Here is an 11,726-nt window from a genome sequence, read left to right as displayed (position 1 = left end):
TAAAAAACAATTTGTAACCAATCACCAACCCGATTTCGCATTTACAATAACCCAAATATGATCAAAGCAGCAATTTTTGACATGGACGGCCTCCTGATCGACTCAGAGCCAATGTGGCACCAGGCGGCCCATGAAGTAATGAAAAAAGTGAATTTTGAAATTACTGACGCACTTAAACTCCAGACCACAGGCTTGTCGATCAAGCTCTTTCTTGATTTTTGCCACAAAATCCAACCCTGGAATACGCCGTCTTTCGAAGAGCTTGAAAAAGAGATACTCGAAAAGGCACATACGCTCATCCTCAACAATGCCAATGCAATGCCCGGCGCCATTGAATTGCTCAAAACGCTTAAAGCCGAAGGTTTGAAGCTGGCAGTAGCTTCCGCTTCACACATGGATCTGATCGAAGGTGTACTCGAAAGACTGAATATCACGGAATATTTCGACACCTGGCATTCAGGAGAGCTGGAAGAATTTACCAAACCACACCCGGCTGTGTACCTGACTACCGCTAAAAAACTGGGTGTGCTGCCTGAGGAATGCATTGCGTTCGAGGATTCACACGCGGGATTGCGGTCGGCGCATGCTGCGGGAATGGTAACCATTTCGGTCCCTGCTGCGGAAGTTTTCAAAGATCCGAAATTTGATATGGCGCATTATAAAATCAGCTCGCTGGAAAAATATATATTGAGCGAAATGTCGGGTGTGCCTCAGAACATCCTCGAAAATTAGACTCTTACCCCTACCTCTGCCTTTACGAAATGATCGGACTTCGGCACTTTAGTATCATGATCATGATCAGGATAGCAATTATTATCCTGAGCGTGATTGCTTTGGCGTGGCTGGCTGCCAGGCATACCAATGAAATGCTTGTGTATGTGCTCGGAACCATTTTCATATTCGTGCAGGCTTCGCTGCTGTACCAATATGTGACCAATGTGAACAGGAAGCTAACCTATTTTCTGGAATCGGTGCGCTACTCTGATTTTACGATCAATTTCCGGTCTGACAACAAAATGGGCCGCACATTCAAGGAGCTGAACCAGCAGTTTAACGAGGTACTCCACGCATTTCGCCAGGCGCGGGCAGAGAAAGAGGCGAATTTGCAATATCTGAATACGATCGTACAGCACATTGGTACGGGACTGATCACTTTCGACAGTACCGGGCAGGTGAACCTGATCAATAATGCGGCTTTGCGTATGCTGGGTATTTACCGGCTACATCAGCTCGTCGAGCTCAAAGACAAGCACCCGCGCCTTTACGAGCTGCTTTCCAACCTGAACAGCGGTGTGCGGGAATTGTACCGTACCCCCTCTGACCAGCCGCTTGCATTGCAGGGTGCGGCGATCCAGCTGCGTGGTATGTGGGTCAGGATTGTGGTTTTACAAAATATTCAAACTGAATTACAGCAGCAGGAAGTTGAATCCTGGCAAAACCTGACGCGGGTATTACGTCACGAGATCATGAATTCCATGACGCCCATCGTGTCGCTAGCAGGTACCATGCGATTGATTGTCAATGAAGACATTGAGAAATCCACCAGCGACCAGGAGGCGGTGAATGATTTGAAAGAAGCATTATCAACCCTCGAAAAGCGCAGCAAGGGTATGATGCAGTTTGTAAATGCGTACCGCGATTTTACGACGCTACCCAAACCCGTTTTCGCCAGTCACAGTGTTGCTGAGCTTTTGCAGGAAGTATTACAGCTACTCCAGACAGACCTGACCAAGTCGGGTGTTTTGTGGAAATTGTCGGTCAAACCAGAAAATTTGATGGTCAAAGCCGATGCAGATCAGATCCAGCAGGTTTTGATCAACCTCGTAAAAAATGCTTCGGAAGCTTTTTCAGCCCAAACTGACCGGCTTATTACACTTACTGCCTACCAAACCGACAATACCGTTATGATCGAGGTAGCTGATAATGGCGACGGAATTGAACCTGAGGCGATCGAGAACATTTTCATTCCTTTTTACACAACTAAAAAAACGGGCTCAGGCATTGGATTAAGTCTTTCGCGCCAGATTTTACAGCAGCATAATGGTCAGCTCAACGTGATTTCCGAGGTGGGAAAAGGCACTACTTTTACGCTGATTATTTAGCCAGGCGCGGCGCCGTTTACTTCCAACCATTTACAGTTCTTGCACGTCTTTCAGAAAACTAAATGTGATTATAATGAAAAAGCTTTTTCTGCTGATCTGTGTTGGGTCTATGTTTTCCTGCAAGGATAATTCCATCAATAAAGACGAATACATTTCCTACAAGGAAACGATTACCATTAACGATGTACCGAAAGCTACGCTGACGTTTTTTGGTTACGGCGACAGCCGTTGTCCGGAAGGCGCGAACTGCATTTGGGCCGGCAATGCGCAGGTAGACCTGCTATTATCAGGCGTAACAACAGAAGGCGGCATCAATGAGCATGTAAAAATGTGCCTCGGAAGCTGCAACTTTTTCGAAAAAGATAGCAGCAATACCGGCTTCGCCATGGCTGATACCCTTGACAAAAACTTCGCGGGTCAGCAATACAGATTCATACTTTCAGCATTGGAACCAGGACCTTCCCTCGATACCCTGCGTCAGAAAGAGGTTCGGCGGATAAAATTAAAAGTCGAAAAGCTGTAAGTTTTATGCCGCCAGCTTACTCCGGCGATATCCGTAGCTGAAATAGATTACCAGCCCGATCGCCAGCCAGATCACGAAGATCAGCCAGTTCGAGGAGCCTAGTTCGGTCATCAGGTACAGGTTTGTCAGGATACCTGCTACCGGCAGGATTGAGAAATTGTATTTGAAACTCATTACGGACAAAACCGCCCAGGTAATCCAGAAAATGATCGTCAGCAGCTTGTGTTCGATGATTTCAGCGCCGGAAAGCTTATCCCATTCTGCAATCACTTCCTGACCGTACAGAGCCAGCCCGATCACTGCAATTACAAACAACAAGCCTACAAGGTATTTCCCATTCAGATAAGGTACCCTGAATTTGGACTGTGCCGAAATGCCTTTGTGATCCAAATAAAGTACGCCGCCACAAACGAGGATGAATGCGAAGAATGTACCCACGCTGGTCAGATCGACGAAGAAATCCATTTTAAAAAACAATGCAGGGATACCTACCACAAAGCCTGTAACAATCGTGGCAAATGAGGGTGTCTGGTATTTAGGGTGGATCTTGGAGAACTTTTTCCAAAGCAAACCGTCTCGGCTCATCGTCATCCAGATCCTCGGCTGCCCCAACTGGTACACCAGCAATGCGCTTGTAATGGCAATAACGGAGCTTACTGATATAACCCCCGCCATAAAGTCAAGCCCGTTTTGCTGAAAAACAAATGCAAGCGGGTCGCTTACTTTCAGTTCTTTGTAATTGACCATTCCCGTCAGTACAAGTGTAATCAGTACATATAGAATGGTGCAAATCACCAGACAGTATATCATTGCGCGGGGCATGTCGCGTTGCGGATTTTTACATTCTTCGGCTGTTGTTGAAATTGAATCAAAACCGATAAATGCGAAGAACACGGCGGCCACTCCGCTTAAAACACCTTTGGCTCCATTGGGTGCAAAAGGTGTCCAGTTCTCCGGTTTTACATAAAATGCACCTGCTAGGATCACCAGGAGCACTACTCCGATCTTTAAAACTACCATAATGTTGCTTGCTGTGCGCGACTCGCGGATGCCAATGTAAACCAGCGCGGTGATCAGCAATGTAACCAGCCCGGCGGGCAGGTTGAGCATGATCGCGAAGTCGCCGATGCGGGGCGCGGTCTCGTAAGCAGTAGCAGCAAATTGTTCGTAGCTCGATAACTCGGCTGCACCAGCAGTTTGCAGCTTGCTGTATGCTTCGAATGCACTTTCCTGGTTGATGGTAAGCCAGCCCGGCAGCGTAATCCCGAAACCTTTGAGCATACTAACAAAGTACTCCGACCAAGAAATAGCGACGACCATATTGGACACCGCGTATTCGAGGATAAGCGCCCAGCCGATAATCCACGCGAAGAGCTCGCCAAAGGCAACATATGCGTACGTGTAGGCACTACCGGATACAGGAACCGTACTGGCAAATTGTGCGTAAGACAATGCTGTGAACACACAGGCAATGGCAGTAAAAACAAAAAGAAGTGAAACCGCCGGGCCGCCATTAAAGCTGGCCAGACCGATGGTACTAAAAATCCCTGCTCCTACGATTGCCGCAATGCCAAGCGATACCAGGTCCCTCACCCCCAGGATTTTTGCTAATCCACCTTCATTGGCATGTGCGTCTTTTAGAATTTGATCAACCGTTTTTTTCCGGAATAGAGAAGAATTTTGTTTCATGCAGGCGCTGATTTACCTTGTGTATCAGAATGCGATAAGTTGGGCGAAAATAAAGATATTCTCAGCGCATCTGCGCACTTCATTGCAAATTTGTTTGAAATAGCCCCTTATTTCCGAAGAAAATTCTTGCTTTATAAATCAAACCGAAGAAGATTGTGTTCTCGATCTGATATTAGCTTACCCATTCCGCCCCAGCCACATGAAACTGACCTTAACGTTCCTGCTTTTTGCATTCGTTGCCCCTTTTACATTTGCTCAAAAAAACAAAGCTTACACCACCGCTCAGGCGCATTCACACAATGATTACACGCGTCGCAAACCATTCTTCGATGCCTTCGAACAGCAGTTCGGCTCTATCGAAGCGGACCTTTATCTTGTGCAAGACAGCCTTTATGTGGCGCATGAAATAAAGGAGATTAATCCCAAAAAAACTTTCGCAGCGCTTTACCTGCAACCCATTCTGGAACAAGCTGGCAAAAACGGCGGCAAGATCTACCCGGGGGATATGACCATGCAGCTGCTCATCGACCTGAAAACTTCCGGCGAAGAAACGCTGGCTGCATTGATCAGGCAGCTGGAACCGCATAAAGCCATTTTCGCACCCGAAGGTTCTGTCAAAATCGTGATCAGCGGAAACGTGCCTGATCCTGCCAAATTCGAAAACTATCCTGCATTCATCTATTTCGACGGCCGGCCCGAAATCACTTACACGCCCGCACAACTGCGAAAAATCGGACTGATCAGTCAGGCATTCCAGAAATACTCACGCTGGAATGGCGAAGGTCCGCTTCCCGAAAAGGAAAAGAAAAACATCATGAAAATGATCAGCCAGGTTCACGATATGGGCAAAAAAGTCAGGATTTGGGCTACGCCAGATAATATCAATTCCTGGCGCACGCTCATGTCCATGAATGTCGACTACCTGAACACCGACAAAGTCAGGGAAATGGGTGACTACCTGCGAAATGCCCCGAGATAGCTCCTGAACAACTAACCTAAACCCTATGACCTCCGTACAAAGTGCTTCTCTTAAAAAAGTTTTAAAGCCAATCCACCTTTGGGCGATCGCGGTCGGACTGGTTATTTCAGGTGAATATTTTGGCTGGAATTATGGTTGGGGCGTTTCAGGAACAATCGGTTTTCTGATCGCGACACTTGTCGTGACGGTGATGTACGTTACCTTCATTTTCAGCTTTACCGAGCTCACAACGTCCATTCCCCAGGCCGGCGGACCGTTTTCCTACGCACACCGGGCATTTGGCTGGTGGGGCGGGTTGATAGCGGGTTACGCCACGCTGGTCGAGTTCCTGGTAACCCCTACCGCCATTGCTTTCGCCCTGGGCAGCTACTCCCATTTCCTGTACCCGCAGCTGGAAGTGCTGCATGTCGCATTTGGGTGTTACCTGATTTTCATTGTTATCAATTTGTTGGGCATAAAAGAATCAGCAACCTTTTCGTTAGTGGTAACCCTGCTCGCTGTTGCCGAGCTGCTGATCTATATCGGCATTATCGCCCCGCACTTTTCCTACGAGACTTACGTCACCGACCCGATGCCGTTTGGCTGGCCGGGCGTCTTTGCTGCACTTCCATTTGCGATCTGGTTTTACCTGGCGATTGAAGGCGTAGCAATGGTAGCCGAAGAAGTGGAAGATCCCAGGCGCACTATTTCGCGGGGCTACATCTATGGTATCCTCACGCTGGTGGTACTTGCGCTGGCAGTGATGGTTGTGACGGGCGGTATCGCTCCCTGGCAGTCGCTGAGTGAAATTGATTATCCATTACCTGCTGCGCTGGGCATTGTGCTGGGCAGGGATAGCGGACTCACACAGCTTTTCGCCAGTCTTGGTCTCTTTGGGCTGATCGCCTCGTTTCACGGAACGGTAATCGGCTACTCGCGGCAAATCTTTGCATTGGCCAGAAGCGGGTATCTTCCTTCTGTTCTCGGCCAGGTAAATGCGCGATTTCAAACGCCGCACTGGGCGCTGATCGCCGGCGGCGTGGCAGGGTGTGCCGCATTGCTGCTGGGTACTACCGACCAGGTGATTATTTTGGCCGCATTAGGTGCAGTGGTGATGTATATGATCAGTATGGCCGCACTGTTTGCATTGCGGAGAAAAGAACCTGCACTCGAGAGACCTTTCGAAGTGCCTGCATATCCCTATTTTCCCGCTGTCGCGCTGCTACTTTCGGGCGTGTGCCTTATCGCGATCATCTACTACAATATAGCCTTAAGTCTCTGGTTCTTCGGCGGACTCGCTTTTGTTACATTGCTTTTTATCCTCACAGGCCGCCAGAAAACGCATTAAACTTCATTTATTCGAAATATCTCTACAAAAACGATAAGTCCTTGTGTGAGAATCGATTTTATATTTATTTTAATATCTTGTAAAGCTGTGAATTGTAAATCTGCTGCATATTAGAGAATCCGAAACACTAGTTATTTCGTATTTGAATGCATACTATTTCAACTCCGGCGGGTAAGCCCTGTTCTATTAAAGATTTATCGGTCACGATTCGCCAAGTGCGTTGCGTACAATTTGACAAAATGAACATTCTAATTGTTGAGGACGATTTTATTATTGCCAGACACCTCCAATTTCTCCTGAATGGATTTGGCTATGAGGCCAATGACATTGCTTCCGACTATGCTACTGCGGTAGAAATGCTCAATTCCAGAATCTTTCACCTTGCGATTCTTGACATTAACCTGAACGGCTACCAGACCGGTATTGACCTTGCCGATCACATCCGGGAAAATCTCGGTATACCATTCCTTTTCCTGTCAAGCCACGATGATATTGCCGTGGTAAATGCAGCTTTGCAGTCGGCGCCGCATGCTTTTTTGCAAAAACCTTTTCAGAAAATCACTGTATATACAGCTGTGAAGCTGGCGCTGGAAAACTACCGGTTGGCTGCATTGGCCGGCGAGAGCAAAAGCAAGGAAAAAGAAGATACCACGGTAATCAAGGATGCGCTGTTTATCAAGGAAAAACAGATGTTTACCAAAATCCAGCTGGCAGATATCCTTTATATCCGCAGCGACGACAACTACCTTGAACTGCACACCAGAAATAAAAAGTACACCATCCGGGAAACACTCAAAAACATGCTTCAACAGCTCCCTGCAAACGTGTTCTTCCGGGTTCATAAATCCTTCATCATCAATCTGAATGCAATTACCGCGATCGACTATGTGCATGTAATGATCAACGACATTGAGATTCCGATCACAAATGACAACCGGAACGATCTGCTCAGCAGAGTGAAAACGTTCTCCTGACCAGCACAGAAGCCTCAGCAGGTTTTACCCAACAATTACAGGACTTCACCCCTAAAAACTTCGGGATTGTCCCAAAATTTTGGAGGATTGACTGCATCAGACTATTTTCATAGAGCATCAGCAATTCACTTTTAATTTTATTTTTTCCGCAAATAGTACAGGAAAATTGTAAAAATTATTTGCTGGTACAAATCTGATTTGACTCATTTATCGTATTTATGCAAAATGGCATTAAATGATATCTTTTTTGCATTATGCACACATTCACCAAGAGCTTATAACCTAAACTAAATCTATTTGCGCCTTTAATTAAATATCGTTGAGAATAATTAAACATCCCTGGGAAGCTATCCCCGGGATGTTTCGTTTTTGATCTGCTCTATACAAGCCACGAATTCTGATATCCGGAAAGTTCTGGTAGTGAATGCGGCGCTTCATCGTAATCGGACAGGTAGCTGGAACAATTTTTTACTGCCGAAAAAAAAAGACTTTTTGATATGCTCGTTCAATCCGTAAGGCATACCCTTGGCGAAATAGATACCTTTTTGAGTCAGTTGACAAATGAACAGTACAATTTCCCTTGTCGGGAACTTAGCGGGGCGAGCATCGGCCAGCATACCCGGCACATTATTGAGCTGTTTCAATGCCTGATCCACCAATATGAATGCGGCAGGATCAATTATGAGAGTCGCCCCCGGAATACCCTGATCGAAACACTGCCCGAGTTTGCACGCGGGTGCATTCACCGGATCCGCGAGGGCGTTGACAAAGCTGATAAAAGACTTACCCTCCTGCACCGTGCGTCGGGAAGGGAAATTTCCATTGACACCAATTATTACAGAGAGCTGCTTTACAATCTTGAACATTGTATCCACCACCAGGCGCTGATCCGCGTTGCGATCATCGATATGGACAATGTGGAAGTGGACGAAAGTTTTGGAGTAGCTCCCTCCACCATTGAACACAGACAATGTGCACAGTAACCTACGTGCGGCATGGTGAATGCACCATTCTGACTTCAAACCGCGACGAACATAAGAATCGACCGGCGGCAATTCACCCCGAACCTTACGTGATCGGCAACAAGGAGCTTACTTTCCCGAAAGATCCGCTGGGAGGTGGAAGCTGGTTTGCGATAGATGGAAATACAACAATCGGCGTGCTTTTGAATGGGGCAGCGGACCGGCACATTTCCCAGCCATTTTACCGCAAAAGTCGCGGCCTGGTGCTGCTGGATATCATCGCTGCGAAATCACCGGTGGCTAGTTGGGCTAAGTACGATCTGAATGAAATTGAGCCATTTACAATTATACTGAGCCTGGGCGACCAGCTATATCAGCTGCGTTGGGATGGTTTGCAAAAGGAAACGCAGGAGCTTTCCGTGAACGCGCATTATATCTGGTCTTCAAGCACGCTGTATGCACCCGAAGTCAGGCAGGAAAGAGAGTTGTGGTTCAGGGATTTTATGGAAGAAAACCCGCAACCCGGTCCGGAAGATATGCGTTTTTTCCACTCCAATACAGCCAGGGACAATCGTGAAAACGGCTTGGTAATCAACAGGAACGATATCATGAAGACATTCAGCATTACACAGGCTGTGACGCTGCGTGACAAGACTGAAATGTTCCACCGCGATCTTTTACAGGAACAAACTTTCTCCAACTCTTTCATCACTGTTTAACGCAACTGTCTTGAAAAGAGCTGCACTGCTGTTTCACAAAATAACACATTGGGAATACTGGCCTTTCGGGATTGTGTACATCCCGATGTACTTTGTGTGGCTTTACTATTCGCTGAGGGCGCGGTCATTTTTCTTCTTCAATGCGTCCAATCCTTTGATCCGGAATGGAGGTTTTTTAATGGAGTCAAAAAAGGAGATTTACGACTTGATACCGCGCCAGTTTTATCCTAAAACAATTTTGTGTAAACCGGGAGAGCCCCTTTCCATTGTTCAGCAGCAATGCAAAGCGGCAGGAATTTCTTTTCCGCAAATAGCCAAGCCAGATATTGGCATGCGCGGAATGGCGGTACAGAAGATCGAAAATGAACAAGATCTTAAAGCCTATCTCGAAAAGGCAGACTTCGACTTTCTGATCCAGGAATATATCGACTTACCCAATGAAATGGGTGTGTTTTACGTCCGTTTTCCAAACCAGGCTACGGGAAGGATTACCGGCATTGTGTCAAAGGAATTCCTGACCGTTACGGGCGATGGAAGCTCGTCGGTACTGGATCTCATTGAGCAAAATCCACGCTACCACCTGCAACTGAATGCACTCTGGAAAATGTACCAGGAACGCTTGCTGGAAGTACCGGCTGCCGGAGAGCGGGTGATGCTGGTACCATACGGAAACCACGCGCGCGGGTCGAGGTTTGTGAATGCGACTTCCTGGGCGGATGAAAAGCTTACAGAGGTTATTAATCGGATTTGTCTGCAGGTACCTGATTTTTACTACGGCCGCATCGATATGAAATACAACACGCTGGAAGAGTTGCGGGAAGGTAAAAACCTCTCGATTATCGAGCTCAATGGCGCTGGCAGCGAGCCGACACACATTTACGATCCGGGACAGTCTATTTTTACAGCCTGGAAAGAAATCGTGCGGCACTTCTCGATGTTGTTCAGAATCAGCCGCATCAATCATAGCAGAGGGCATCGCTTCCTGACCTTTTCGGAAGGTATTCAGATGTTAAGACAAAACAAGCTCCATGTTCAAAAGCTGGAAAGATTTTAACCTATGGCGCATTTGAAGAACATAGTGGTGGGTTTTATAGTGAGTATGGTGGGCTCGATGCCGCTGGGTTATATCAATGTCATTGCATTGAAAATGTACCAATCGCAAGGCACTGCAAGTCTTACCTCGTTCCTGCTCGGTGTAGTAATGATTGAGTTTTTGCTGATCCTGCTAACGCTAAAAGCTGCCAACTGGCTTCACAACCATAAGCGTTTTACAAAAGCAACGGAGATACTCTCGATCGTTTTTATGCTTGCGCTTGCGGTTTCCTTCTACAACGGAACCGAAACCAAAAGTGAGAACAACATTCCTGCATTCATGACAGGTTTCTCCCCGTTTGTTCTTGGTCTTGCATTGAACTGCATTAACCTCGTGCAGGTACCTTTCTGGATGGGCTGGAATTTGTACCTGATCAATGCGGGTTACATTGAAGTTTCAGGCTCACGAAAATATGCCTACGTAACGGGCACTTCTGCCGGTACTTTTACAGGCGTGTTCATTTTTGTGATGATTTTGCAAAAAGTACTTACCCGCACATCCAGGCTCAGCCCCTGGCTTTCGGCTCACCTATTTTCGTTGATATTCGTGCTGCTGGCGATCATGCAGTCGGTTAAATTCTACCGGAAGTACAGGAACGCTCAGGGATAAAGCAGGTACTTCTTCCTGGCTTCCTTAAATTGTGAAAGTCCGGGCTCCCAGCTTTTACGAATTTCCTCCTCGGAGGCGCCGGCGATGATCTGCTTTCTCAGGTTTTCGGTACCCGCGAGCTTATCAAAATCGTTCATTTGCTTGCTCTGCGACTTATCGAAAAACCGGGCTTTGTCGGGATAAGCTTTGTACATCTCCATTAGCCAGCCCAGGTTAAGCTTGCCTGACTTTCTGATGGAAGACATATCATATTTACGCAGGTCCAATCCGTAACATTCCACATCCTGGTGCAGCGGCGTTTCGCTCATTCCTTTAATGCTCTGCGGTTTGAACGAGAACTCATATTTACCCTTCAATGCGGGCGCGCCCAGTACCGTAAATGGCATGTAAGTGCCACGTCCCTGACTGACGATAGTACCTTCAAACATGCAGATATGCGGATACAACATCACCGACTGCTGCGTATTGAGGTTTGGGGAAGGAAATACCGGCACGGTATAAGGCGTATCGTGCGTATAGTTGGCCACTTTGATGATTTTAAGCTTACACTGCATTTTATTCGGCAGCCAACCTTCTCCATTGATCATTTGTGCAAACTCGCCGACAGTAAGGCCATGTGAGATCGGGATCGGGTACATACCTATTCCTGAATGCAGATGGTCTTCCAGGATTGGCCCGTCGATCAGGAAACCGTTAGGGTTAGGACGGTCGAGGATCAGCATTTCTTTGTTGTTTTCGGCGCAGGCTTC

General features: G+C 47.1%; 12 protein-coding genes. 10 read left to right on the top strand and 2 right to left on the bottom strand.

What is annotated here, in order from left to right:
- Positions 1 to 57: 57 nt before the first annotated feature.
- The 3 genes from hxpB (at position 58) to ACTIE6_RS06420 (ending at position 2,625) form a co-directional block, all read left to right on the top strand.
- Entirely contained in the window at positions 58 to 732 is a 675-nt protein-coding gene (gene hxpB / locus ACTIE6_RS06430; protein WP_439555847.1) for a hexitol phosphatase HxpB, read from the top strand.
- 56 nt (positions 733 to 788) lie between these two features.
- The gene (locus ACTIE6_RS06425) at positions 789 to 2,102 is read left to right on the top strand and encodes a sensor histidine kinase (protein WP_439555846.1); all 1,314 of its coding nucleotides are present in this window, start codon (positions 789 to 791) and stop codon (positions 2,100 to 2,102) included.
- A 73-nt stretch (positions 2,103 to 2,175) separates the two neighbouring features.
- Entirely contained in the window at positions 2,176 to 2,625 is a 450-nt protein-coding gene (locus ACTIE6_RS06420; protein WP_439555845.1) for a hypothetical protein, read from the top strand.
- Between the two features lie 3 nt (positions 2,626 to 2,628).
- Here the strand turns inward: ACTIE6_RS06420 and ACTIE6_RS06415 are convergent, their stop codons facing one another.
- Positions 2,629 to 4,314 (bottom strand): amino acid permease, encoded by a 1,686-nt coding sequence (locus tag ACTIE6_RS06415; RefSeq protein ID WP_439555844.1) that lies wholly within the window; start codon positions 4,312 to 4,314, stop codon positions 2,629 to 2,631.
- 199 nt (positions 4,315 to 4,513) lie between these two features.
- Here ACTIE6_RS06415 and ACTIE6_RS06410 point away from each other — a divergent pair, with 199 nt between their 5' ends.
- The 7 genes from ACTIE6_RS06410 to ACTIE6_RS06380 all read left to right on the top strand — a co-directional run bounded on the left by ACTIE6_RS06410 (position 4,514) and on the right by ACTIE6_RS06380 (position 10,977).
- Positions 4,514 to 5,293 carry a phosphatidylinositol-specific phospholipase C/glycerophosphodiester phosphodiesterase family protein gene (locus ACTIE6_RS06410; protein WP_439555843.1) on the top strand — a complete coding sequence of 260 codons (780 nt, stop codon included), beginning with the start codon at positions 4,514 to 4,516 and terminating at the stop codon, positions 5,291 to 5,293.
- A gap of 25 nt (positions 5,294 to 5,318) precedes the next feature.
- Positions 5,319 to 6,620 (top strand): ethanolamine permease, encoded by a 1,302-nt coding sequence (gene eat, locus ACTIE6_RS06405; protein WP_439555842.1) that lies wholly within the window; start codon positions 5,319 to 5,321, stop codon positions 6,618 to 6,620.
- A gap of 239 nt (positions 6,621 to 6,859) precedes the next feature.
- Entirely contained in the window at positions 6,860 to 7,594 is a 735-nt protein-coding gene (locus ACTIE6_RS06400) for a LytR/AlgR family response regulator transcription factor (protein ID WP_439555841.1), read from the top strand.
- Positions 7,595 to 8,091: 497 nt separating this feature from the next.
- The gene (locus ACTIE6_RS06395) at positions 8,092 to 8,577 is read left to right on the top strand and encodes a DinB family protein (protein ID WP_439555840.1); all 486 of its coding nucleotides are present in this window, start codon (positions 8,092 to 8,094) and stop codon (positions 8,575 to 8,577) included.
- Positions 8,565 to 9,275 (top strand): NRDE family protein, encoded by a 711-nt coding sequence (locus ACTIE6_RS06390; RefSeq protein ID WP_439555839.1) that lies wholly within the window; start codon positions 8,565 to 8,567, stop codon positions 9,273 to 9,275. The genes ACTIE6_RS06395 and ACTIE6_RS06390 overlap by 13 nt, the downstream gene beginning before the upstream one ends.
- A gap of 10 nt (positions 9,276 to 9,285) precedes the next feature.
- Entirely contained in the window at positions 9,286 to 10,329 is a 1,044-nt protein-coding gene (locus ACTIE6_RS06385; RefSeq protein WP_439555838.1) for a hypothetical protein, read from the top strand.
- A gap of 12 nt (positions 10,330 to 10,341) precedes the next feature.
- Positions 10,342 to 10,977, top strand: coding sequence for a hypothetical protein (locus tag ACTIE6_RS06380; protein WP_439555837.1), 636 nt, complete (start codon positions 10,342 to 10,344; stop codon positions 10,975 to 10,977).
- On the opposite strand, the gene ACTIE6_RS06375 is transcribed toward ACTIE6_RS06380, so the two are convergent.
- A partial coding sequence (locus tag ACTIE6_RS06375) for an exo-beta-N-acetylmuramidase NamZ family protein (RefSeq protein WP_439555836.1) occupies positions 10,968 to 11,726 on the bottom strand: 759 nt, incomplete at its 5' end. The genes ACTIE6_RS06380 and ACTIE6_RS06375 overlap by 10 nt on opposite strands.

This window comes from Dyadobacter sp. (assembly GCF_051859145.1).
Taxonomy (GTDB): domain Bacteria; phylum Bacteroidota; class Bacteroidia; order Cytophagales; family Spirosomataceae; genus Dyadobacter.
This window is presented reverse-complemented; position numbering and strand designations above follow the sequence as displayed.